We start from the raw sequence: 21,171 nt of genomic DNA, 5'->3' as shown, positions 1-21,171 counted from the left end.
TTCGCAGTGCTGAACTGCACGAGTTATGTGTCGGAGGTTTTTTCGTATGACCACTTCTTTGCAACCTGCTTATGCCTTGGTTCCGGGTGCAAACCTGGAAGCCTATGTGCATACGGTAAACAGCATTCCACTGCTGACGCCTGAGCAGGAGCGTGAACTGGCCGAGAGTCTCTATTACGAGCAGGATCTAGGGGCGGCTCGGCAGATGGTGCTCGCCCACCTGCGATTTGTCGTGCATATCGCACGCAGTTATTCCGGTTATGGACTGGCTCAGGCTGACCTGATTCAGGAAGGTAACGTTGGCCTGATGAAGGCCGTGAAGCGCTTCAACCCCGAGATGGGCGTGCGTCTGGTGTCCTTTGCAGTGCACTGGATCAAGGCTGAAATTCACGAGTTCATCCTGCGCAACTGGCGCATCGTGAAGGTCGCGACCACCAAGGCTCAGCGCAAACTGTTCTTCAACCTGCGCAGCCAGAAGAAGCGTCTGGCCTGGCTGAACAACGAAGAAGTGCATCGTGTGGCGGAAAGCCTGGGTGTCGAGCCCCGCGAAGTGCGCGAAATGGAAAGCCGTCTGACTGGACATGACATGGCGTTCGACCCGGCGGCAGAAGCCGACGATGACAGCGCGTTCCAGTCGCCGGCCAATTACCTGGAAGACCATCGCTACGATCCGGCGCGTCAGCTGGAAGATTCCGACTGGACTGACAGCTCGACGGCCAATCTGCATGAAGCGCTGAACGTGCTCGATGACCGCAGCCGCGACATTCTGTATCAGCGCTGGCTGGCGGAAGAAAAGGCGACGCTGCACGATCTGGCCGAGAAGTACAACGTCTCTGCCGAGCGGATTCGTCAGCTTGAGAAGAGCGCGATGAACAAGCTGAAGCTGTCGATCGCTGCCTGATCGCCGCGCCGAAACGCAAAACGCCCCGAGATAATCGGGGCGTTTTTGTTTGTGGGGCCGACGCTAGTCGGGTTACACCGAGCGATACTCCGTCGGAGCCGGCTGGCGAACCCGATCTGGCATTCACCAGCGAGGTGTATGAACGGACGTGTTCGCCAGCAAGCCGGCTCCTACAAGGATTGTGGGCTTACCACTTCCGACTGTGATTCAGCCCCATCAGATACTCATCCCCACCCAACTGCCTCATCTGCTGGCGGATCCAGCCTGCGCGGCGTGAAACGTAGCTGCTCGGGTGACTGGCGCTCCATTCCCGCGGGTTGGGGAGGACTGCGGCCAGATAACTCGCCTGTTGCGTGGAAAGCTGGCTCGCATTCACATGAAAGTGATGCTGCGCAGCGGCCTGGGCGCCGAAGACACCGTCGTCCCATTCCACGCTGTTCAGGTAGACCTCGAGAATGCGCTGCTTGGACCAGAACACCTCGATCAGCGCGGTGAACCAGGCTTCAAGGCCTTTGCGAAAGTAACTGCGGCCCGACCAGAGGAACAGGTTCTTCGACACCTGCTGGCTCAGCGTACTGGCCCCGCGCAGGGAGCCGCCGCGTTCGTTGTGAACCAGTGCCGCCTGAATGGCGTCGATATCGAAACCCCAGTGCTCGGCAAACTTCTGGTCCTCGCCAGCGATGACGGCGATTTTCAGGTCATCGGAGATGTTGTCCCATGATTCCCAGTCGCGCTGCAGGTCAATGGGCTGCCCGTCGAACCAGGATTCGATCTTGCGTTCGACCATCAATGCAGTGAAGGGAGGAGGGACCCAGCGAAAAATCAGTACCAGCACGACACTTGTCGCTGCGAACCAGAGCAGGCCTTTTGCGACACGACGGAGAAGTAATTGCAGCATAGAGATGGCTTGGCCGAACCGGTTGAGCGGGCCATTATACAGACCACGCGTCATTGAACTTGCCTGGAGTTGTACATGTTACGAACCTTTCTAATGCTGGCCTCCTTCTTCGGATTCACCGGCGTTGCCCTCGGCGCGTTCGCGGCCCATGGGTTGAAAAACCGCCTGACGCCCGAGTACCTGGCGGTCTTCCACACCGGCGTGCTCTATCAGTTGATTCATGCGCTGGCGATTTTCGGCGTCGCGCTGCTGGCGATGCAGATCCAGGGCCGGCTCGTCACCTATGCAGGGATCTCTTTCACACTGGGCATCATCCTGTTTTCCGGCAGCCTCTACCTGATGACGCTGACCGGCGCGACCAAGCTGGGCATCATCACTCCCTTCGGCGGCCTGTTTTTCCTGATCGGTTGGGCGATTCTTGGCTGGACGGCCTGGCGCCTGGGCCTCGACACACTCTAACCACGCCTGCCAACCCCGACTGCGCGCGCTTATGTCGAGCGCGCAGCAACCCTCGGCCACGCCTGAGACGAATGGCGTGGCTTTGCCTTGGTCATACTGGCCGATCGGGCTAGAATGCTCGCCCCCTAGAATGATGGCTGCCCCCTCGCATGCGCATTCAGTTGAACGGTGAATCCTTTGAGCTGCCCGACGGCGAGACCGTCGCGGGATTGCTGACACGTCTGGATCTGACCGGGCGCCGAGTCGCCGTCGAGCTCAATCTGGACATCGTCCCGCGCAGCCAGCATGCCGCTACGATGCTGACCGAGGGCGATCAGGTCGAAGTGGTGCACGCCATCGGTGGCGGCTAGCACTTCAACGTGCCGCCGGCTTGATCCGCAAGCACTGCAAGAACCTCAACCGTAAAGAGGATTTCAGATGAGCAACGTTCGCAGCGACAAGCCGTTTACCGTGGCCGGTCGTACTTTTCAGTCGCGCCTGCTGGTCGGCACTGGCAAGTACACGGACATGGAACAGACCCGACTGGCCATCGAAGCGTCGGGCGCCGAGATCGTTACCGTTGCGGTGCGCCGGACCAACCTGGGGCAGAACCCGGGCGAACCGAACCTGCTCGACGTGCTGCCGCCGGACCGCTACACCATCCTGCCGAACACCGCCGGTTGCTACGACGCCATCGAAGCAGTGCGCACCTGCCGCCTGGCCCGTGAGCTGCTCGATGGCCACAATCTGGTCAAGCTGGAAGTCCTCGCTGACCAGAAGACCCTGTTCCCTAATGTCATCGAGACCCTCAAGGCGGCCGAAACGCTGGTCCGGGACGGCTTCGACGTCATGGTCTACACCAGCGACGACCCGATCATTGCCCGCCAGCTCGCCGAAATCGGTTGCTGCGCAGTGATGCCCCTCGCGGGCCTGATCGGCACTGGCCTGGGGATCTGCAACCCATACAACCTGCAGATCATCCTCGAAGAATCGAAAGTCCCGGTGCTGGTGGATGCCGGTGTCGGCACTGCGTCCGATGCCACCATCGCCATGGAACTGGGTTGCGAAGCGGTGCTGATGAACTCGGCCATCGCTCACGCGCAGCACCCGGTGCTGATGGCCGAAGCCATGAAACACGCCATTCTGGCGGGCCGCATGGCTTACCTTGCCGGTCGTATGCCCAAGAAACTCTATGCCAGCGCGTCCTCGCCGCTGGATGGTCTGATCAAGTAAGAGCCTGTTGATGATTGATTCGCAAACGCCCGACCCACTTCCGGACGATGAAGTGATGAATGACGAAAATGCCAAAGCGCCAGGCGATGACAGTCATCACCGTCGCATCAAGAGCTTCGTGATGCGCGCCGGTCGCATGACCGAAGGCCAGCAACGCGGTCTGGATCAGGGCAAGGAGCTGTTCGTGCTGCCGCTGGCCGACGCCCCGGTGGATTTCGATCAGGTGTTTGGCCGCTCGGCCCCGCGCACCCTTGAGATCGGTTTTGGCATGGGCCACTCGCTGCTGGAAATGGCCGCCGCCGCACCAGAGCAGGATTTCATCGGCGTGGAAGTCCACCGTCCGGGCGTCGGCGCCTTGCTCAACGGCGTGCTGACCCAGGGGCTTACCAACCTGCGGGTTTACGATTGCGATGCGATCGAAGTGCTGAACCGCTGCGTGGCCGACAACAGCCTGGATCGGCTGATGCTGTTCTTCCCCGATCCTTGGCACAAGTCGCGTCATCACAAGCGCCGTATCGTCCAGGCCGAGTTTGCCGAGTTGGTACGCACCAAGTTGAAGCCGGGCGGCGTGCTGCACATGGCGACCGACTGGGAACCGTATGCCGAATACATGCTGGAAGTGATGAACGTGGCCCCGGGTTACCGCAACCTGGCCGAAGACGGTAAATGCGTTCCGCGCCCTGCGGAACGTCCGATCACCAAGTTCGAGCGCCGTGGCGAACGCCTCGGTCACGGGGTCTGGGATCTGAAGTTCGAGAAGCTGGCCTGATCACTTCTTGACCAGGAGCGGCCCAATAGCGGCCGCTTTTGAGTTTTTACAGACCATTTCAGCCGCTAATTGCCTCGTATGAGGAACCCTTCGATTTCTTCCTAAGAAGGCTACAAGGTCTTCGGAAACGTCCGACATCCATTTTCAGTTCTTATCTTCATAGTCCCCGCCGTTGCATATATCACTATCGATGACGAGGAATGAAGATGAACAAATTTTGGCAAATGGCTGCGATCGCCACGCTGATCGCGACCACCAGCGGCTGTGTCAGCTACAACGTCAGCCAGCCAAGCGCTTCGCTGTCCGGCGATGTGAAGACTGATCTGAAGGCTGACGTCAAAGTCGGTGAAGCCATCAGCGGCGAATCCTCCACCAATGTACTGTTTGGCTGGTTGAACATCGGCGGCGACACTCAGTTCGCTGACGGCGTGACCTACGGCGGCGCGAGCGGTGGCGGCGGTATCGGCCTGCCTCTGCCGGACCCGATTTCCTCCACCAAGGCAGCCGCTGCGTTCAAGGCCGTCAAATCGTCCGGTTCCGACCTGATCGTCGCGCCGCGCTACGAAGTGACCGTCAACGATTACTTCATCTTCAAGCAAGTGAACGTGAAAGTGACCGGCAACAAAGGCAGCATCCAGAGCATTCGCTGATGGGCTGATCGCACTCGGCAGCAGCGGAGTGTGATGTCTTGAGAGCGCCCTTGCCGCATCGCGGGCAAGGGCGTTTTTGCGTTTCTGGAGGGCTTATTTCCGATCGGCCACAACCCCGATCAACACCAGGACCACCACCAACACCGGCGCAAGGCTGTAGTTGTTGAACTGGCTCAGGCCGCGCACGACCCATGGAGTGGCATAAATCAGCGCAGCGCCACTGCCCACGGTGCAGAGCAGCGCCATGATCGGAATGCGCAGGGCGCCGGCAAAGCTGCCGATGCGGCCTTCGATCCAGCCCTTGATGTCAGTCCCGAACAGAATCAGCAGACAGCCCACCAATGCCAGGGCGATTTCCGACAAATTGCTGCGACTCCAGCGCGAGACAGTGGCCAGCAAGTCGAGTACGAATTCCATTCAGTGTCCTTAGTGTTGAGCCTTACAGAAGAAAGTGCTGCAGCAGGTCGTTGAGGAATAACTGGCCGCGAGGGGTCGCCACCAGCCGTGACGGATCGGTCTCCAGCAAGCCGCGTTGTTCCGCCTCAAGACGGGCGCTGGCAAGCGAATCGACGCTTAGACCGGTGCGGCGCTGAAATAATGCAGCGTCCACGCCTTTTGTCAGGCGCAGAGCGTTCATCAGAAATTCAAAGGGCATCTCATCCAGTGGCAGCAGCTTTTCGCCAGCCTGATAGGCCTTGGCCGGGTTAAGGTAATCCTTGGGCAGCCGGGTCTTCCAAGTGCGGATGATGCGCCCGTCCGGATGGCTGAGCTTGCCATGGGCGCCGGCGCCGATCCCGATGAAATCCCCGAAGCTCCAGTAATTCAGGTTATGTCGCGCTTCGCGTCCCGGCTGGGCGTAGGCCGACACTTCGTATTGTGCGTAGCCGTTTTCCCGAAGCAGCGTCTGACCGGCCTCCTGAATGTCCCAGAGGATGTCGTCTTCCGGCAGCGTGGGCGGCTGATTCCAGAAGACTGTGTTCGGCTCAAGGGTCAGCTGATACCACGACAGGTGCGTTGGCGCGAGAGCGATCGCCTGACGCAGATCGCCGAGAGCGTCTTCTTGGGACTGGTCCGGCAGGCCGTGCATCAGGTCCAGATTGAAGTTATCAAAACCCGCCTGTCGGGCCATGTCCGTCGCGCGCACGGCCTCATCGCCGCTGTGGATACGTCCGAGCGCCTTGAGCTTGGCTTCCTGAAAACTCTGGATGCCGATGGACAGCCGATTGATACCCAAGCCCCGATACGCGCTGAATTTTACCTGCTCGAAGGTGCCTGGGTTGGCTTCCAGCGTGATTTCGATGTCGGGCGCGAAGCGGATGCGTTGTTCAACACCGCGCAGTAAACGGCCCAGCGCATCGGCGCTGAACAGGCTGGGTGTGCCGCCGCCGAAGAAGATGGTGCTCAACTCGCGGCCGTAGACGTGGGGCAAGTCCTGATCGAGATCGGTCAGCAGCGCGTCGACGTATTCCTGCTCCGGCAATACCGGGCTCGCGGTGTGTGAGTTGAAATCGCAGTACGGGCATTTGCGCACGCACCACGGGATATGAATGTACAACGACAGCGGCGGCAGCTCGGCAAGGGGCGTCCGTGGCTGCTCAGAGGAGAAGCCGGCCGCGCCCAGTATCAACGGCCGGGTCGTAGAATCCTGAGTCATTGCTGATCAGGGCTCAGCCCCAGACGCTGACGCAGGATGACCATGGCGCGGGCGCGGTGGCTGATCTGGTTCTTGTCGGCCGGGGTGAGTTCGGCGCTTGAACAGTTGCGCTCCGGCACCCAGAACAACGGGTCATAACCGAAGCCGTGCTCGCCGCTGGCAGCCGTGAGGATGCGCCCGTGCCACAGACCTTCGCAGAGGATCGGCAGCGGGTCGTCGGCGTGGCGCACCAGTGCCAGAACGCAGACGAACTGGGCGCCGCGTTGTTCGGCGGAGACGTCCTTGAGGGCGTCCAGCAATTTGGCGTTGTTCGCCGCATCGCCATGGCCGTCGGCGTAACGCGCGGAGTAGATGCCCGGCGCACCGCCCAGGTAATCCACCGCCAGCCCCGAATCATCGGCCAGGGCTGGCAGACCGGAAATACGCGCGGCATTGCGCGCCTTGAGGATCGCGTTCTCGACGAATGACAACCCGGTTTCTTCGGGCTCCACGGTGCTGAACTCGCCGATCGAACGCAGCTGAACGCTGGCGCCGAGCATGGCCTGAAGTTCTTTGAGTTTGCCGGCGTTGTGGCTGGCCAGTACAAGCTGGGAGAGGTTCATGATGAGTCCGTGAAAATCGGCTGACTGAAGCTGAGCGTGAGTGCGTCGCTCTCGCCCCTCAGGTCTGGACCCGAGGCGCTGACGCTGGGCGAGCGATGATCATTCACCTCGCGGCATGGGGTTAGACGGCAATCTGGTGGTCTTGCAAGCCAGGGCTACTGACGCGATAAATGCCGATTTCCCCCAATAGATTAGGCCAACGCTTGCTGGCCCAGCCGTGCCGATGCTGTTGATCGACCGCCAGCCGATCAATGACCTTCGCCGAGCGGCCCCGGCACAGTTCTTCGAAATCCTCGAAGGTGCAGAAGTGGATGTTCGGCGTGTTGTACCACGTGTACGGCAGGAACTCGGAAACCGGCATCCGCCCCTTGCTCGCCAGGTACCAGCGACAACGCCAGTGCCCGAAGTTAGGGAAGGTGATGATGCACTGGCGGCCGACGCGCAGCATTTCGTCGAGAATGCGGTCCGGGTAGTGCACGGCCTGAAGTGCCTGGGTCATGACCACGACATCGAAACTGTTGCTGGCAAAGTTGCCCAGCCCCTTGTCCAGATCCTGCTCGATGACGTTAACCCCACGCGCCACGCAGCGGGCGATGTTATCGGCGTCGTTTTCCAGGCCATAGCCCGTCACTTGCTTGTGCTCCTGCAGCCAGGCCAGCAATTCGCCGTCGCCGCAGCCGAGGTCGAGCACACGGCTGCCAGCCGGTATCCAGTCTTGGATGATGTCCAGGTCGGCTCTCATGGTGTCCTCAGAGTGCAATTCGGTTCATGTAGCTGGAGAAGGCCTGCAAGTAGCGCGGGATCGGGATCAGGAAGGCGTCGTGGCCTTGAGGCGCATCGATCTCCAGATAACAGACGTCCTTTTTCGCCGCCATCAGCGCGTCGACCAGCTCCCGCGAGCGGGCCGGGGAGAAGCGCCAGTCAGTGGTAAACGACATCACACAGAACTTGGCACTGGCGTTGGCGAAGGTGGCGGCGAGGTTGTCGTTGAAGTTGGCCGCAGGATCGAAGTAGTCCAGCGCTTTGGTCATCAGCAGGTAGGTGTTGGCGTCGAAACGCCCGGAAAACTCCTCGCCCTGATACCGCAGGTAGCTTTCGACCTGGAATTCCACGCTGTGGAAGTCGTAGTTGAGGTTTTCGTTCTTCAGGCCGCGGCCGAATTTCTCACCCATCGAGTCATCGGACAGGTACGTGATGTGCCCGACCATACGCGCCAGCATCAGGCCGCGCTTGGGAATCACGCCGTGTTCCTGAAACGAGCCGCCGTGGAATTCCGGGTCGGTCAGGATTGCCTGCCGCGCGACTTCGTTGAACGCGATGTTCTGCGCCGACAGCTTGGGCGCGGAAGCAATCGCCAGACAGTGCCGCACGCGCTCGGGGTAGGTGATCGTCCATTGCAGCGCCTGCATACCGCCCAGGCTGCCGCCGACGATGGCCGCCCATTGATCGACGCCCAGCCGGTCGGCCAGACGCGCCTGGCTATGCACCCAGTCTTCGACCGTCAACACCGGGAAGTCGGCGCCAAAAGGCCTGCCGGTTTCCGGGTTGATGCTGCTGGGGCCGGTGGAGCCGTTGCAGCCGCCGAGGTTGTTCAGGCTGACCACGAAGAACGTGTCGGTATCGATAGGCTTGCCGGGGCCGATGCAGCTGTCCCACCAGCCCGGCTTGCGGTCTTCGGCGCTGTGATAACCCGCTGCGTGATGATGCCCCGACAGCGCGTGGCAAATCAGCACCGCGTTGCTTTTGGCGGCGTTGAGCTGGCCGTAGGTTTCGTAGATGAGGTCGTAGGCAGGCAACGAACGTCCGCAGGCCAATGCCAGCGGCTCATTGAAATGCGCCGTTTGCGGCGTGACTAGACCGACAGAATCTTTGGGAAAGACCGTGGGCATCGACCTGCTCTCGCTGAAATGAGGCGTAAGTCTAAAGATCGCGCCGGGGTGCGGCAACAAAGTCCCGCAACAACCGGCAATCTGACTTCTGCCCAAGGCCCTGTAGGAGCGCGCTTGCCCGCGATTACGGCAGACCGGACACGATCAGGTTGGATGTTCCGACGCCTTCGCGGGCAAGCGCGCTCCTACACCTGGTTCGCGCCAGGCTATTAACCTGGCGGTAACATCAACGAGGGCTAGGGTGCAGCGTTTAAATCAACCGCCACAGCTCTTGGGGCATGCCGGCGTAGGCCGCCAGCGCGGGCATCACGTAGGACTGCAGCACCTGAATCGCCAGGAAGGCGAAGATCGGCGAGATGTCCATGCCGCCCAGGTTAGGGATGATGCGACGGAACGGCGCCAGGATCGGTTCACTGATCTGGTAGGCCAGCTCGGCGGCCGGGTTGTGGCTGCCCGGAGCAATCCACGAAACGATGACCATGATGATCATCGCGACCCAGAAGATTTTCAGCAGCAGCGACGTAATGCCGATGATCGACCACATCAACAAGTGGGGGATATCGCCAATGGTGCCGTAGGTCATCATCAGTACGAAGGCCATCAACAGCGCCTGGATGACAATTGCCAGCAGCAGTGAAGACGTGTCGAGCCCGAAAACGCTCGGCACGATGCGCCGGATAGGCTTCAACAACGGCTGGGTCGCACGGACGGCGAACTGGCAGAGCGGGTTATAGAAATTGGCTTTGACCAGTTGCAGCACGAAGCGCAGCAGAACGATGGTCAGGTACAGGCTGATGAGCGTCTGGATGACGAAAATCGTGGCGCCGGTGAGTGCATTCATGAGTAGTTCCTTATTTGCCCAGCTGTTCGGCGAGTTCGGCGGAGCGATGTGCGGCGGCGCCCAGCGCCTTCTCCACCATTGCTTCGAAGCCATCGGCCTGGAACGATTTGATGGCGGCTTCGGTGGTGCCCGCAGGCGATGTCACACGGCGACGCAGTTCGGCCGCATCGACGTCGCTGCCGGTGGCCATCAATGCGGCACCCAGCGCGGTTTGCAGGGTGAGCTTGCTGGCAACATCAGCCGGCAGGCCGAGCTTGACGCCTGCGGCCGTCATCGCCTCGATCAGCAGGAAGAAATACGCCGGGCCGCTGCCCGACACCGCTGTCACGGCATCGATGTGCGCTTCTTCATCTACCCACAGTGCGATTCCGACCGCCGACAGCAGAGTCTCCGCCTGCTCGCGCTGGGCCGGGGTGACATCCGCAGTAGCGTACAAGCCGCTGACACCCTGGCGCAGCAGAGCAGGCGTATTCGGCATGCAGCGCACGACAGGCTGTTCGCCCAGCCAGGCGCGCATGCTGGCGCAGGTTATCCCGGCGGCAATGGACACGATCAGTTGATGAGGCTTGAGTGCCGGTTTCAGCGCTTCGCACACGGTTTTCATCATTTGCGGCTTGACTGCCAACAGCACCACATCGGCGCCTTCAATCGCTTCGGCGTTGTCGGCGACGACTTTGATGCCGTGTTCTTTTGCCACGCGCTCGCGGGTTTCTGCGCCCGGGTCACTGGCACGAATCAGCTCAGCGTCGACGCCTTGGGCGCGCATGCCGCCAATCAGGCTGGCAGCCATGTTGCCGGCGCCGATGAACGCGATACGGGTTTTGCTCATGAACGGTTTCCTGTGGGGCAAAGGTTAAGGCTGCCCATAATTGCGGGCGCCAAAGAGGGCAGTGCCAATCCGCACCCAGGTCGCACCTTGTGCGATGGCGGCTTCGAGGTCGTGGCTCATGCCCATGGAAAGCGTGTCCAGCGGCAGGCCCAGTTGCGCCTGCAACGTGCTGACGGCGGCGAACGAAGCGTTCTGTTCGTCGGGGTTATCGGTGGGTTCGGGAATGGCCATCAGACCGCGCAGTTTCAGGTGGGGCAGCGCGCAGATGGCCTGGGCCAGTGCGGGCAGGTCTTCAGGGCTGCAGCCTGACTTGCTGGCCTCGCCGCTGACGTTGACCTGAATGCAGATGTTCAGCGGCGGCAGTGCTGGCGGACGCTGTTCGGACAGCCGTTGCGCGATTTTCAGACGATCCACGGAATGCACCCAGGCAAAGTTCTCGGCGATGGCGCGAGTCTTGTTGGACTGGATGGGGCCGATGAAATGCCAGATCAAGGGCAGGTCGCTCAATTCGGCCTGTTTGCCGAGGGCTTCCTGAAGGTAGTTCTCGCCGAAATCGCGAAGACCGGCGTCGTAGGCTTCCCGCAGGTCGCTCGCCGGCTTGGTCTTGCTGACGGCCAGCAGGCCGACAGAGGCCGGGTCGCGCTGCACCGCTTGCGCCGCGCTACGAATTCGCTCGGCGAGCGTTGAAATGTTCTCTGCTATCGTGGACATTGATTTGCGCCAGCAGGGCTAAAGTCTGCGGCATTCTATGTGATGAGGAGCTGTATGGATATTACCGAGCTGCTGGCCTTCAGTGCCAAGCAAGGCGCGTCGGACTTGCATCTCTCTGCCGGCCTGCCACCGATGATTCGCGTCGATGGCGATGTGCGGCGGATCAACCTGCCCGCACTGGACCAGAAAGAGGTTCAGGCGCTGATCTACGACATCATGAACGACAAGCAGCGCAAGGACTTCGAGGAGGATCTGGAGACAGACTTCTCCTTCGAGGTGCCGGGCGTGGCGCGCTTCCGGGTCAACGCTTTCAACCAGAATCGCGGCGCCGGCGCGGTGTTCCGGACCATTCCCTCCAAGGTCCTGAGCATGGAAGAGCTGGGCATGGGCGAAGTGTTTCGCAAGATTACCGACGTGCCGCGCGGCCTGGTTCTGGTCACCGGTCCGACCGGCTCGGGCAAGTCGACCACGCTGGCGGCCATGGTCGATTACCTGAACAGCAACAAACACCACCACATCCTCACCATCGAAGACCCGATCGAATTCGTTCACGAGTCCAAGAAAAGCCTGATCAACCAGCGCGAAGTCCACCGCGACACCCACGGCTTCGCCGAAGCGCTGCGTTCGGCGCTGCGTGAAGACCCTGACGTCATTCTGGTGGGCGAGCTGCGCGACCTGGAGACCATCCGCCTGGCGCTGACGGCAGCCGAAACCGGCCACCTGGTGTTCGGCACGCTGCACACCACGTCCGCGGCCAAGAGCATCGACCGTATCGTCGACGTGTTCCCGGCGCAGGAGAAGTCGATGATCCGCTCGATGCTCTCCGAGTCGCTCCACGCCATCGTGTCTCAGGCGCTGCTGAAGAAAGTCGGCGGAGGCCGTGTCGCGGCCCACGAGATCATGATCGGCACGTCAGCGATTCGTAACCTGATCCGCGAGGACAAGGTGGCGCAGATGTACTCATCGATTCAGACGGGGGGATCGCTGGGGATGCAGACGCTGGATATGTGCCTGAAGGATCTGATCAGCAAGGGGCTGATCACGCGCGAGAGTGCGCGGGAGAAGGCGAAGACGCCGGACAATTTTTAACTGGCGATGAAGTAACGCGCATTACGGCATCCGCAATCCATTGTAGGAGCGCGCGTGCCTGCGATTGCGGTGTATCAGCCAAAGATGTTCAGCTGACAGATTGCAATCGCGGGCAAGCGCGCTCCTACATTGAGTTGCGTGGAGATTTTAACGCTGGGCGATGCGCACGGTGCCCTTCTGGCTCGGCGGCTGCTTTGGCAGCACACGCTTGGCGACGACGTAATGGCTGTCCCAGTACGGCTTCTTCAGCGTGTCTATCGTCACGGACTTGCCACGGCGTGGCGCGTGAACGAATCGGTCGTTGCCGAGGTAGATCGCAACGTGGTTGACCGTGCGGCTCTTGATGTTGAAGAACAGCAAGTCGCCAGGCTTCAAATCCTTGCGGTCTACCTTTTGCCCGTGACCTTCGGCCATGGCGTTGGACGTGCGCGGCAAATCGACTTCGCTCACGTCGTTGAAGGCATATTTAACCAGTCCGCTGCAGTCGAACCCTTTTGTTGGGCTGGTGCCGCCCCAACGATAAGGTGTACCGATGGCGTTAACGGCACGGTTGACCACGGTGCTGCTCTGTTTGGTACCCATCTGCGCCGTGTTGGCCAGGGCGACAGTGTTCTGCGAAATCTTGCGAGTGCTGCGGGACGGTTTGCCTTTAACAGCTTTGGCTCGCTTGCCAGAGGTCTCGAGTGGAGTAGCCGTCTGTTCCAGTGCAGCCATTGCAGCCCGTTGAGCGGCGATGTTGCGTGAAACGGATTCCGGCGACTCGGACCTGGCGGTGAAACCGGTGAAGCTCGGTGGAAGCGTTTGCTCACGATTGGTGGCGTGGGCGGCCAGTGGCATAAATAGACAAATAGTCAGCCATGTCTTGAAAAATGGACGCATTAGGCAGGGCTCTTGTTGGTCAGCGCGCAACTTTATAACAGCTTTTTGCGAAATTCTGAGCCCCCTTGTCGAACAATTTACTGCCCTTAAAGTCAGTTTTGGCTGCAGAATCGTCATCTCAGTGTGCTGATCACGTTGCAGAACAAGGGTTTGCACGATTGAAAAGAGGTTCAAGCCATACGTCGGACGGCGTCACGAAAGTCACAAAACTTACGCATATTTTTTTCTATTGCAGCAGGCGAGGTCAACAATGAACACCTATCAACCCGACGTTCAGCGTCCGGACACCCACAGCAAGGTCATGGGCTATCTGCTCTGGATTGTGGGGTTTACCGGCGCCCACCGGTTTTATTACGGCAAGCCGGTCACCGGTACGATCTGGTTTTTCACGCTGGGTCTGTTCGGCATTGGCTGGCTGATCGACCTGTTCCTGATCCCGGCGATGGACCGGGAAGCGGACCTGCGATTCAACGCAGGCTCGACCGATTACAGTCTCGCCTGGATTCTGCTGACCTTTTTGGGCGTGTTCGGCGTGCACCGGATGTATCAGGGCAAATGGATCACCGGGATCATTTACCTGTTCACGGGAGGTTTGGCGCTGCTGGGCGTGCTGTACGACTTCTGGACGCTGAATGATCAGATCTCGGTGAAGAACGCCCGCCGATAACTGACCGTGCCGACCGCGTAACCCGCGTTGCAGGCAGCACCCTGTGAATCCGTCTGCAGGTGTCAGTTTCGTCTTCGTGGGGGGCGTGAATCCATTCGCGGGCAAGCGCGCTCCTACACGAGAGGTGCGTAGCCTGCGTCGATCGCAACACCCTGTAGGAGCCGGCTTGCTGGCGAACAAGATGGATCAGTCACAGATGATGTGCATGACCGATCGCGTTCGCCAGCAAGCCGGCTCCTACGTATTTGGGTGTGTCAGTTGCAGTTCCGTGAGGCAGGAATCCACTGCGATGTGGATCAGTTGTAATGAATCACCCGTTATAGCTAATCCGCCCATCCACAAACGTGTACCTCACCGCGCTCGGCAGGCAATGGCCGAGGAACGGGCAGTTCTCGCCTTTCGACAGCCACTTCTCGCCTGCCACCGTCGAGGCAGCAGGATCGAACAGCACAAGATCCGCAGGCGAGCCGGCGGTCAGGGTTCCGGCGGGCAGGCGCAGCGCAGCGGCGGGTCCTGAGCTGAGGCGTGCCAGCAGCGTCGGCAGGTCCAGCAGGCCGTCTTCGACCAGCGTCATTGCCAGTGGCAGCAACAACTCCACGCTGCTGATGCCCGGCTCGGTCGCGCCGAACGGGGCCAGCTTCGCATCACGCTCATGGGGCTGGTGATGACTGGAGATCGCCTGCACCACACCTGACTTCACCGCTTCACGCAGCGCGTCGCGGTCGGCACGTGTGCGCAACGGCGGCTGCACGTGATAGAGGCTGGAGAAGCCCGTCAGCGCCTCGTCGGTCAGGATCAACTGATACAGCGCCGCATCCGCCGTCACCGGCAGGCCGCGTGCCTGCGCCTGGGCAATCAACGCCACACCGCGCGCACTGGTCAGCTGCGTGAAGTGCGCGCGCACACCGCTTTGCTCGACCAGCAACAAGTCCCGCGCCAGCGCCACCGTTTCAGCCGTTTCCGGAATGCCCGGCAAGCCAAGGAACGCAGCCGTCGGGCCGTCGTGGGCCAGACCGCCTTCAGCAAGGTCGTGATCCTGGGAGTTGAAAATCACGGTCAGGTCAAACGTCGCCGCGTATTCGAGGGCACGGCACAGCGTGCGATTGCTTCGGAAATTGACCATACCGTTGGTGAACCCAACGCAACCAGCGTCGCGCAGGGCAATCAGCTCCGCCAATTGCTCGCCTTCCAGACCCTTGCTCAGCGCGCCGATCGGGAACACCTTGCTGTGGCCGGCTTCGCGTGCGCGGTCGAGGATAAGCTCGGCGACGGCGGAGGTGTCGAGCACCGGTTTGGTACGCGGCGGACAACACAGGCTGGTGACGCCGCCGGCTGCTGCGGCGCGGGTTTCGCTGGCAATGTTGCCCTTGCGGCTGTAACCCGGCTCGCGCAACGACACGTTCAGGTCGACCAGGCCGGGTGCGGCGATCAGGCCAGCAGCGTCGATGGTTTCCGTCGGGCTGAAGCCGGCAGGGGCCGCGCCGAGGGCGAGAACCTTGCCCGCTTCAAGATGGATGTCGGTGACTTGATCCAGACCGCTGACAGGGTCGATGACGCGAGCGCCGAGGATGCTGAACTTCACTGGGCGATCTCCTGCTCGAACTGACGTTGTGCGGTTTGGCCACTCATGGCCATGGACAACACGGCCATGCGCACCGCAATGCCGTAGGTCACTTGGTTGAGAATCACCGAATGAGGGCCGTCGGCCACCGCCGATTCGATCTCCACGCCCCGATTAATCGGGCCCGGGTGCATCACGATGGCGTCGGGCTTGGCGCCGGCCAGGCGCGCAGTGGTCAGGCCGAACAATCGGTAGAACTCACCCTCGCTCGGCAGCAGGCCGCCCGACATGCGCTCGCGTTGCAGACGCAACATGATCACCACATCGACATCCTTCAGGCCTTCGGTCAGGTCGGTGTACACCTTCACCCCGTACTGCTCGACGCCCACCGGCAGCAGGGTTTTCGGCGCGACCACGCGGATGTCCGGGCAGCCCAGCGCTTTGAGCGCGATCATGTTCGAGCGCGCCACGCGGGAATGCAGGATATCGCCGACGATCGCCACCGAGAGGTTTTCGAAATTGCCCTTGTGACGACGGATGGTCAGCATGTCGAGCATGCCCTGGGTCGGGTGCGCATGACGGCCGTCGCCGCCGTTGATGATTGCCACCTGCGGGCTGACATGTTCAGCGATGAAGTGGGCTGCACCGGAGTCGCCGTGGCGCACGACGAACATATCGGCGGCCATGGCCTCAAGGTTGCGCAGCGTATCGAACAGCGTCTCGCCCTTGCTGGTCGAGGATGTCGATACGTTCAGGGTGATGACGTCCGCCGACAACCTTTGCGCCGCCAGCTCGAACGTGGTGCGGGTGCGGGTCGAGTTTTCGAAGAACACGTTGCACACGGTCTTGCCGCGCAGCAACGGGACCTTCTTCACCGCCCGCGCGCCGACTTCCAGGAAAGAATCGGCGGTGTCGAGGATTTCGGTGAGCAGTTCGCGGGGCAAACCGTCGAGGGAGAGAAAATGTTGCAGCTGGCCCTGATGGTTCAGTTGCAGCGGGCGCTTGGCGTCGAGAGGCGTCATCGCAAAGGACTCTTAGAGGGCGGCGGAATCGGTTGAAAGGTCTTGCAGTTCGAGCGTCAGCGGCGTGGGTCCGGACAGCTTGACCCGCTCGTTCGGCCCCAGTGACAGCGTCGCACCCGTCACATTCGGCCGGATCGGCAGGTCGGCGGCGTCCAGATCCAGCAGCGACACCAGGGTCACGCTGGCCGGGCGACCGTAATCGAACAGTTCGTTGAGCGCCGCACGAATGGTGCGCCCGCTCATGAGCACGTCATCGATCAGCACCAGGTGCTGGCCTTCGATTTCGAACGGAAGCTCCGAAGGGCGCACTTGCGGGTGCAGGCCGTTCTGGCTGAAGTCGTCGCGATAAAAGGAGACGTCCAGCGTGCCGAGCGGCGACTGAATGTTGAGGGCCTCAAGCAGCGCCTGCGCGACCCACACGCCACCGGTGCGAATGCCGATGAAACGAGGCTCCTGGATGCCGCGTTTGTTCAGATGCGCGTCGAGATCAATCGCCATCTGGCTGATCAGTTCGGCGGGATTTGGCAGGCTCATGGTTGCTCCTTCAGGTGCCCCGGCGTGCGCTGCACGAACGTCCGGGGTAAATCGAATTCGGTTCAGCGTAGATGGATCAGGTTTCAAACAGCGCGGTGTTGGCTTCCAGCCAGCTTTGCAGCAGAAGCGCTGCGGCGATGGCGTCCACGGGATTGTCCCGGTAGCTGCCGTGCTGGCCGCGAGAGGCGCGTTCGCCCTTGGCTTCAAAGGTGGTCAGGCGTTCGTCGTGGGTGTAGACCGGCAGGTTGAAGCGGCCATTGAGCTTGCGCGAGAACTTCTCGGCCCGTGCGCTCATCTCGCTCGCCGTGCCGTCCATGTTCAGCGGCAGGCCGACCACAATGGCGTCCGGTTTCCACTCGGTGATCAGCGCCTGCACCTTGTCCCAGTCCGGCACGCCATTCTGCGCTTTCAATGTGCAGAGCTCGCGGGCGTGGCCGGTGATCACTTGGCCGACCGCCACACCGATCTGTTTGGTGCCATAGTCGAACCCCAGCAACAGGCGCAGTCCGGCCATCAGGCGTGGCCCGCCTGGCTGGTCAACAGACTCAGGTTAACGCCCAGTTTGGCGGCAGCGGCGTCGAGGCGGTCTTCGCTTTCCACCTCGAACAGGATCGCCGGGTCAAACGCGCAGTTGAGCCACGCGTTGGCTGCAAACTCGGCGTCAAGCTGGCCGGCGTCCCAACCGGCATAGCCGAGGGTGATCAGATTTTGATCAGGGCCGTAACCGTCTGCGATGGAGAAGAGGACGTCTTGTGAGGTCGAGAGCGAAATGCCGCCCAGGTCCACGGTCGCCTGAAACACCTGGCCGGAAGGGTGCAGGACAAAGCCGCGATCGGTCTGCACCGGGCCGCCGAGATGAATGGGCATGTGCTTGCACCGCTCGGGTGGTGGCAACTCGGGGCGCAGTTGTTCAAGAATGTCTGCCAGCGACAGGCTTTGCGGTCGGTTGATGATCAGGCCCATGGCGCCATTGGCATTGTGCTCGACGATGTAGGTCAAGGTCTGAGCGAAGTTCTCATCGTGCATGTGGGGCATGGCGATCAGAAACTGGTGTTTGAGGTACGACGGAGAGACGTTTTTCATGAGCCCTAGTGTGGCGTCGCGGGGCTGTTGTGACAACTGGCAGAATCAACTCGCGGGCGGATAAATCGCGACGCAGGTCAGGTTTCATATTGCGCGGGATCGGCTGATCAATTACTCGACAGCTTGTCCCCGCGCGCGAATTTCCAGGTGCGGATGATCTCCAGCCGGTCGATATCGGCCAGATCGCCACTGAACGGCGCAAATGGTGCGGCCAGCCGGACAATCTTCTGCGCCGCCTGATCCAGCAGTGGCTGGCCTGATGATTCAAGAATCAGCACTTCGTACAGGGAGCCGTCGCGATTGATCGACACCATCATCCGCAGGCTGCCGTAGATCTGCTTGCGCCGCGCTTCGTCCGGATAGTTCAGGTTGCCGATGCGCTCGATTTTCTTGCGCCAGTCTTCCTTGTACCAGGCGCCCTTGTCGCGCATGGTCGACGCCGCACTGAGGCGGTGGATCTTCGGACGCTTGGCGTAGGCCTGCTGTTCGTCCGCCAGCTCGGCTTCGAGGCTGGCGATTTCGCTGTTCAGCTGTGTGCTGTCGATGGTCGGCGCGACTTTCTTCTGTTCTTCCGGCTTGACCTCGTCGCGCTTGGCGACGGTCTTTTGCGGGGACTGGGCCTTTGTGGCGACGGCAGTCTTCGGCGCGTCCTGCTTGATCACCGGTTTGGCGGCAGGCGGTGGCGTCACCTTGTTGATCTGGTTGTCTTGATACGGAGCGATTTCGGTGGTCTTGGGCACCGCTTTCTTGTCGAGGGTGCCGCTGCCCTGCTGGTTTTCCTGGGCGAGGAAGTCAGCGTCCTTGGGCTTGGTGTCGCTTCTGAAGGGGGCGAGGGTGATCTCGAGGGTCTGGCTGATCTTTTCCGGTTTGACGTAGGTGAAACCGACGCCAAGGATGACCGCCAGATGCACCAGTGCGGCGATCATCAGGGTAAACCCGAGGCGATCGGCAGGGCGCACGCCAGTGCGGGTCAGGGACAGGGGAAGATCATCGTCGACCGCAGCGTTCATCCACGCTCCGGCAGCACATGTGCCAGCATTACTACTCACCTAGCGCAAAAATTCAGGCCGCGCATGATAACGCAATGTCAGGACTTGCCTGGCGTTTGATACAGCTGGGCCGATTAGCGGGAGGTGCCGTCCCCTGTAGGAGCGTGGCTTGTCCCGCGAACGGCGGGGAACCCGTCGCAAAACCGGCAACTGCGGTACACCCGATATGCCGTATTCGCCAGATTTGCTGCCGGTTTCCGGCAGATCGCGGGACAAGCCACGCTCCTACAACGTCGCGGCTAGACCTTCTGCAGCTTCTTCTCGATCACATCCATCAACATGCCACCGATGTCCGTCCCGAACGCGTTGTCGATCTCGCGGATGCAGGTCGGGCTGGTAACGTTGATCTCGGTCAGGTACTCGCCAATCACGTCCAGGCCTACGAACAGCAGGCCTTTTTCCCGCAGTGTCGGGCCGATCTCTGCAGCGATCCAGCGGTCGCGGTCCGTCAGGGGACGGGCTTCGCCACGCCCGCCCGCGGCCAGATTGCCTCGGGTTTCGCCGGCGGCCGGGATGCGCGCCAGGCAATACGGCACAGGTTCGCCGTCAACCATCAGGATGCGCTTGTCACCGTCTTTGATCGCGGGAAGATACGCCTGCGCCATGATCTGCTCATGGCCGTGCTTGGTCAGGGTTTCCAGAATCACCGACAGGTTCGGATCACCGACGCGGTGGCGGAAGATCGACGCGCCGCCCATGCCGTCCAGCGGCTTGAGAATGACGTCACCGTGCTTGGCTGCGAATCCGCGAATGATGTCCGCGCGGCGGCTGACCAGCGTCGGCGGCGTGCACTGCGGAAACAGCGTGGCGAACAACTTCTCGTTGCAGTCACGCAGGCTTTGCGGCTTGTTGACCACCAGTACGCCAGCCCGCTCGGCTTGTTCGAGCAGATAGGTGGAGTAAACGAACTCCATGTCGAACGGCGGATCCTTGCGCATCAGGATCACGTCGAGGTCGTCCAGACCGCTGTCGACTTCGGCGTCCAGCTCGAACCAGTGGGCCGGGTCGGCGAAGACTTTCAGCGGTTTCATGCGGGCGCGGGCCTGACCGGCGTCCTGGTACAGGTCGTGCTGCTCCATGTAGAACAACGACCAGCCGCGGGCTTGCGCTGCCAGGAGCATGGCCAGCGAGCTGTCCTTTTTATAGGAGATGCGCTCGATGGGGTCCATGACGATTCCCAGGCGAATGCTCATGGGTAATATCCTCTGATCGGTAATGGCCAAGACAGGCCGAAAATAGGCGTCAGGGTGGCGCCGCGCCGGCTTTGGGTCAAGGGGCAAGGCTTTATGGATTGACCGTGGAGAGTGTGCTAAAAAGGCTCGGCATCCGGTGTCGCGCCAGCTGTCTCTGGCGCCTCCCGATGACCCCGACCCACAACCAGATGCCCGGCAGAAGGCACCCCATCTGATTCGCCGCGGCGATGGTAGAGCAGATATGGAACAGCATTCAGCCCCATTGAAAGTGATGGTCATCGACGACTCCCGGACGATTCGTCGCACCGCCGAGACGCTGCTGAAAAACGTCGGCTGTGAAGTGATCACCGCCATCGACGGCTTCGACGCACTGGCCAAGATTGCCGACAATCATCCCAGAATCATCTTCGTCGACATCATGATGCCCAGGCTCGACGGGTACCAGACGTGCGCGCTGATCAAGAACAACCGGGCGTTCAAGTCCACGCCGGTGATCATGCTGTCCTCAAGGGACGGGCTGTTCGACAAGGCCAAGGGGCGCATCGTCGGTTCCGATCAGTTTTTGACCAAACCGTTCAGCAAGGAAGAACTGCTCAGTGCGATCAAGGCCCATGTGCCGGGGTTCGTTGCAGTCGAACAACAACTATCTTGATGCCGGCCCCCTCGTGCGGGACGGCTG

The 21,171-nt window shown here is 61.0% G+C and carries 26 protein-coding genes; 9 read left to right on the top strand and 17 right to left on the bottom strand.

What is annotated here, in order from left to right:
• Window positions 1-46 precede the first annotated feature (46 nt).
• Window positions 47-901 (top strand): RNA polymerase sigma factor RpoH, encoded by an 855-nt coding sequence (rpoH, locus tag EC919_RS17160; RefSeq protein ID WP_037018833.1) that lies wholly within the window; start codon window positions 47-49, stop codon window positions 899-901.
• 187 nt (window positions 902-1,088) lie between these two features.
• Here rpoH and mtgA read toward each other — a convergent pair whose 3' ends face one another.
• Complete coding sequence (gene mtgA, locus EC919_RS17155; protein ID WP_133775615.1) at window positions 1,089-1,799, bottom strand: monofunctional biosynthetic peptidoglycan transglycosylase; 711 nt, start codon at window positions 1,797-1,799, stop codon at window positions 1,089-1,091.
• A gap of 75 nt (window positions 1,800-1,874) precedes the next feature.
• Here mtgA and EC919_RS17150 point away from each other — a divergent pair, with 75 nt between their 5' ends.
• The 5 genes from EC919_RS17150 to EC919_RS17130 all read left to right on the top strand — a co-directional run bounded on the left by EC919_RS17150 (window position 1,875) and on the right by EC919_RS17130 (window position 4,889).
• Window positions 1,875-2,258 (top strand): DUF423 domain-containing protein, encoded by a 384-nt coding sequence (locus EC919_RS17150; RefSeq protein ID WP_065991125.1) that lies wholly within the window; start codon window positions 1,875-1,877, stop codon window positions 2,256-2,258.
• A 149-nt stretch (window positions 2,259-2,407) separates the two neighbouring features.
• The gene (gene thiS, locus EC919_RS17145; protein ID WP_133775614.1) at window positions 2,408-2,608 is read left to right on the top strand and encodes a sulfur carrier protein ThiS; all 201 of its coding nucleotides are present in this window, start codon (window positions 2,408-2,410) and stop codon (window positions 2,606-2,608) included.
• 67 nt (window positions 2,609-2,675) lie between these two features.
• Entirely contained in the window at window positions 2,676-3,470 is a 795-nt protein-coding gene (locus tag EC919_RS17140; RefSeq protein ID WP_074892362.1) for a thiazole synthase, read from the top strand.
• Window positions 3,471-3,525: 55 nt separating this feature from the next.
• Entirely contained in the window at window positions 3,526-4,239 is a 714-nt protein-coding gene (gene trmB, locus EC919_RS17135) for a tRNA (guanosine(46)-N7)-methyltransferase TrmB (RefSeq protein ID WP_133775714.1), read from the top strand.
• Window positions 4,240-4,445: 206 nt separating this feature from the next.
• Window positions 4,446-4,889 carry a hypothetical protein gene (locus EC919_RS17130; RefSeq protein WP_074892395.1) on the top strand — a complete coding sequence of 148 codons (444 nt, stop codon included), beginning with the start codon at window positions 4,446-4,448 and terminating at the stop codon, window positions 4,887-4,889.
• Window positions 4,890-4,982: 93 nt separating this feature from the next.
• On the opposite strand, the gene EC919_RS17125 is transcribed toward EC919_RS17130, so the two are convergent.
• From EC919_RS17125 to EC919_RS17090, 8 genes are all read right to left on the bottom strand, one after another.
• On the bottom strand, window positions 4,983-5,306 hold the full coding sequence (locus EC919_RS17125; protein ID WP_133775613.1) for a DUF3392 domain-containing protein: 324 nt from the start codon (window positions 5,304-5,306) through the stop codon (window positions 4,983-4,985).
• A gap of 22 nt (window positions 5,307-5,328) precedes the next feature.
• The gene (gene hemW / locus EC919_RS17120) at window positions 5,329-6,543 is read right to left on the bottom strand and encodes a radical SAM family heme chaperone HemW (protein ID WP_133775612.1); all 1,215 of its coding nucleotides are present in this window, start codon (window positions 6,541-6,543) and stop codon (window positions 5,329-5,331) included.
• Window positions 6,540-7,148 carry an RdgB/HAM1 family non-canonical purine NTP pyrophosphatase gene (rdgB, locus tag EC919_RS17115; RefSeq protein ID WP_166650577.1) on the bottom strand — a complete coding sequence of 203 codons (609 nt, stop codon included), beginning with the start codon at window positions 7,146-7,148 and terminating at the stop codon, window positions 6,540-6,542. The genes hemW and rdgB overlap by 4 nt, the downstream gene beginning before the upstream one ends.
• A 118-nt stretch (window positions 7,149-7,266) precedes the next feature.
• On the bottom strand, window positions 7,267-7,887 hold the full coding sequence (gene metW / locus EC919_RS17110; protein WP_133775610.1) for a methionine biosynthesis protein MetW: 621 nt from the start codon (window positions 7,885-7,887) through the stop codon (window positions 7,267-7,269).
• Between the two features lie 7 nt (window positions 7,888-7,894).
• Complete coding sequence (metX, locus tag EC919_RS17105) at window positions 7,895-9,034, bottom strand: homoserine O-succinyltransferase MetX (protein WP_133775609.1); 1,140 nt, start codon at window positions 9,032-9,034, stop codon at window positions 7,895-7,897.
• Between the two features lie 250 nt (window positions 9,035-9,284).
• Window positions 9,285-9,875: a YggT family protein gene (locus tag EC919_RS17100; RefSeq protein WP_133775608.1), complete on the bottom strand. Its 591-nt coding sequence runs from the start codon at window positions 9,873-9,875 to the stop codon at window positions 9,285-9,287.
• 10 nt (window positions 9,876-9,885) lie between these two features.
• On the bottom strand, window positions 9,886-10,704 hold the full coding sequence (gene proC / locus EC919_RS17095; protein WP_133775607.1) for a pyrroline-5-carboxylate reductase: 819 nt from the start codon (window positions 10,702-10,704) through the stop codon (window positions 9,886-9,888).
• Window positions 10,705-10,728: 24 nt separating this feature from the next.
• Window positions 10,729-11,415, bottom strand: a complete 687-nt coding sequence (locus EC919_RS17090) for a YggS family pyridoxal phosphate-dependent enzyme (protein ID WP_133775606.1) — start codon at window positions 11,413-11,415, stop codon at window positions 10,729-10,731.
• Window positions 11,416-11,469: 54 nt separating this feature from the next.
• Between EC919_RS17090 and EC919_RS17085 the strand changes: the two genes are divergently transcribed.
• Window positions 11,470-12,504, top strand: coding sequence for a type IV pilus twitching motility protein PilT (locus tag EC919_RS17085; protein ID WP_074892369.1), 1,035 nt, complete (start codon window positions 11,470-11,472; stop codon window positions 12,502-12,504).
• Window positions 12,505-12,651: 147 nt separating this feature from the next.
• Here EC919_RS17085 and EC919_RS17080 read toward each other — a convergent pair whose 3' ends face one another.
• The gene (locus tag EC919_RS17080; protein ID WP_133775605.1) at window positions 12,652-13,383 is read right to left on the bottom strand and encodes a C40 family peptidase; all 732 of its coding nucleotides are present in this window, start codon (window positions 13,381-13,383) and stop codon (window positions 12,652-12,654) included.
• A gap of 250 nt (window positions 13,384-13,633) precedes the next feature.
• Here EC919_RS17080 and EC919_RS17075 point away from each other — a divergent pair, with 250 nt between their 5' ends.
• A complete protein-coding gene (locus EC919_RS17075; RefSeq protein WP_133775604.1) occupies window positions 13,634-14,050 on the top strand; it encodes an NINE protein in 417 nt (138 codons plus the stop codon).
• 310 nt (window positions 14,051-14,360) lie between these two features.
• On the opposite strand, the gene EC919_RS17070 is transcribed toward EC919_RS17075, so the two are convergent.
• The 7 genes from EC919_RS17070 to gshB form a co-directional block, all read right to left on the bottom strand.
• Window positions 14,361-15,632, bottom strand: a complete 1,272-nt coding sequence (locus EC919_RS17070) for a dihydroorotase (RefSeq protein ID WP_133775603.1) — start codon at window positions 15,630-15,632, stop codon at window positions 14,361-14,363.
• Window positions 15,629-16,633, bottom strand: a complete 1,005-nt coding sequence (locus EC919_RS17065; protein ID WP_065991159.1) for an aspartate carbamoyltransferase catalytic subunit — start codon at window positions 16,631-16,633, stop codon at window positions 15,629-15,631. The genes EC919_RS17070 and EC919_RS17065 overlap by 4 nt, the downstream gene beginning before the upstream one ends.
• 12 nt (window positions 16,634-16,645) lie before the next feature.
• The gene (pyrR, locus tag EC919_RS17060; RefSeq protein ID WP_133775602.1) at window positions 16,646-17,167 is read right to left on the bottom strand and encodes a bifunctional pyr operon transcriptional regulator/uracil phosphoribosyltransferase PyrR; all 522 of its coding nucleotides are present in this window, start codon (window positions 17,165-17,167) and stop codon (window positions 16,646-16,648) included.
• Window positions 17,168-17,243: 76 nt separating this feature from the next.
• On the bottom strand, window positions 17,244-17,681 hold the full coding sequence (gene ruvX, locus EC919_RS17055) for a Holliday junction resolvase RuvX (protein ID WP_133775601.1): 438 nt from the start codon (window positions 17,679-17,681) through the stop codon (window positions 17,244-17,246).
• Complete coding sequence (locus tag EC919_RS17050; protein WP_133775600.1) at window positions 17,681-18,250, bottom strand: YqgE/AlgH family protein; 570 nt, start codon at window positions 18,248-18,250, stop codon at window positions 17,681-17,683. The genes ruvX and EC919_RS17050 overlap by 1 nt, the downstream gene beginning before the upstream one ends.
• A 107-nt stretch (window positions 18,251-18,357) precedes the next feature.
• Window positions 18,358-19,260 carry an energy transducer TonB gene (locus EC919_RS17045; protein WP_133775599.1) on the bottom strand — a complete coding sequence of 301 codons (903 nt, stop codon included), beginning with the start codon at window positions 19,258-19,260 and terminating at the stop codon, window positions 18,358-18,360.
• A gap of 278 nt (window positions 19,261-19,538) precedes the next feature.
• Window positions 19,539-20,492: a glutathione synthase gene (gshB, locus tag EC919_RS17040; protein ID WP_133775598.1), complete on the bottom strand. Its 954-nt coding sequence runs from the start codon at window positions 20,490-20,492 to the stop codon at window positions 19,539-19,541.
• A gap of 241 nt (window positions 20,493-20,733) precedes the next feature.
• Between gshB and pilG the strand changes: the two genes are divergently transcribed.
• Window positions 20,734-21,144 (top strand): twitching motility response regulator PilG, encoded by a 411-nt coding sequence (gene pilG / locus EC919_RS17035; protein WP_065991170.1) that lies wholly within the window; start codon window positions 20,734-20,736, stop codon window positions 21,142-21,144.
• The last annotated feature ends 27 nt before the right edge of the window (window positions 21,145-21,171 follow it).

This window comes from Pseudomonas graminis (genome assembly GCF_004364335.1).
Classification (GTDB): domain Bacteria; phylum Pseudomonadota; class Gammaproteobacteria; order Pseudomonadales; family Pseudomonadaceae; genus Aquipseudomonas; species Aquipseudomonas graminis_D.
The sequence above is the reverse complement of the archived record's forward strand: the minus strand, read 5'-3'. Positions and strand labels throughout refer to the sequence as shown.

Coding starts and splice junctions, on each gene's coding strand:
- rpoH (WP_037018833.1), top strand. CDS start 47: ATGACCACTTCTTTGCAACCTGCTTATGCCTTGGTTCCGGGTGCAAAC.
- mtgA (WP_133775615.1), bottom strand. CDS start 1,799: ATGCTGCAATTACTTCTCCGTCGTGTCGCAAAAGGCCTGCTCTGGTTC.
- EC919_RS17150 (WP_065991125.1), top strand. CDS start 1,875: ATGTTACGAACCTTTCTAATGCTGGCCTCCTTCTTCGGATTCACCGGC.
- thiS (WP_133775614.1), top strand. CDS start 2,408: ATGCGCATTCAGTTGAACGGTGAATCCTTTGAGCTGCCCGACGGCGAG.
- EC919_RS17140 (WP_074892362.1), top strand. CDS start 2,676: ATGAGCAACGTTCGCAGCGACAAGCCGTTTACCGTGGCCGGTCGTACT.
- trmB (WP_133775714.1), top strand. CDS start 3,526: ATGAATGACGAAAATGCCAAAGCGCCAGGCGATGACAGTCATCACCGT.
- EC919_RS17130 (WP_074892395.1), top strand. CDS start 4,446: ATGAACAAATTTTGGCAAATGGCTGCGATCGCCACGCTGATCGCGACC.
- EC919_RS17125 (WP_133775613.1), bottom strand. CDS start 5,306: ATGGAATTCGTACTCGACTTGCTGGCCACTGTCTCGCGCTGGAGTCGC.
- hemW (WP_133775612.1), bottom strand. CDS start 6,543: ATGACTCAGGATTCTACGACCCGGCCGTTGATACTGGGCGCGGCCGGC.
- metW (WP_133775610.1), bottom strand. CDS start 7,887: ATGAGAGCCGACCTGGACATCATCCAAGACTGGATACCGGCTGGCAGC.
- metX (WP_133775609.1), bottom strand. CDS start 9,034: ATGCCCACGGTCTTTCCCAAAGATTCTGTCGGTCTAGTCACGCCGCAA.
- EC919_RS17100 (WP_133775608.1), bottom strand. CDS start 9,875: ATGAATGCACTCACCGGCGCCACGATTTTCGTCATCCAGACGCTCATC.
- proC (WP_133775607.1), bottom strand. CDS start 10,704: ATGAGCAAAACCCGTATCGCGTTCATCGGCGCCGGCAACATGGCTGCC.
- EC919_RS17090 (WP_133775606.1), bottom strand. CDS start 11,415: ATGTCCACGATAGCAGAGAACATTTCAACGCTCGCCGAGCGAATTCGT.
- EC919_RS17085 (WP_074892369.1), top strand. CDS start 11,470: ATGGATATTACCGAGCTGCTGGCCTTCAGTGCCAAGCAAGGCGCGTCG.
- EC919_RS17080 (WP_133775605.1), bottom strand. CDS start 13,383: ATGCGTCCATTTTTCAAGACATGGCTGACTATTTGTCTATTTATGCCA.
- EC919_RS17075 (WP_133775604.1), top strand. CDS start 13,634: ATGAACACCTATCAACCCGACGTTCAGCGTCCGGACACCCACAGCAAG.
- EC919_RS17065 (WP_065991159.1), bottom strand. CDS start 16,633: ATGACGCCTCTCGACGCCAAGCGCCCGCTGCAACTGAACCATCAGGGC.
- pyrR (WP_133775602.1), bottom strand. CDS start 17,167: ATGAGCCTGCCAAATCCCGCCGAACTGATCAGCCAGATGGCGATTGAT.
- ruvX (WP_133775601.1), bottom strand. CDS start 17,681: ATGGCCGGACTGCGCCTGTTGCTGGGGTTCGACTATGGCACCAAACAG.
- EC919_RS17050 (WP_133775600.1), bottom strand. CDS start 18,250: ATGAAAAACGTCTCTCCGTCGTACCTCAAACACCAGTTTCTGATCGCC.
- EC919_RS17045 (WP_133775599.1), bottom strand. CDS start 19,260: ATGAACGCTGCGGTCGACGATGATCTTCCCCTGTCCCTGACCCGCACT.
- gshB (WP_133775598.1), bottom strand. CDS start 20,492: ATGAGCATTCGCCTGGGAATCGTCATGGACCCCATCGAGCGCATCTCC.
- pilG (WP_065991170.1), top strand. CDS start 20,734: ATGGAACAGCATTCAGCCCCATTGAAAGTGATGGTCATCGACGACTCC.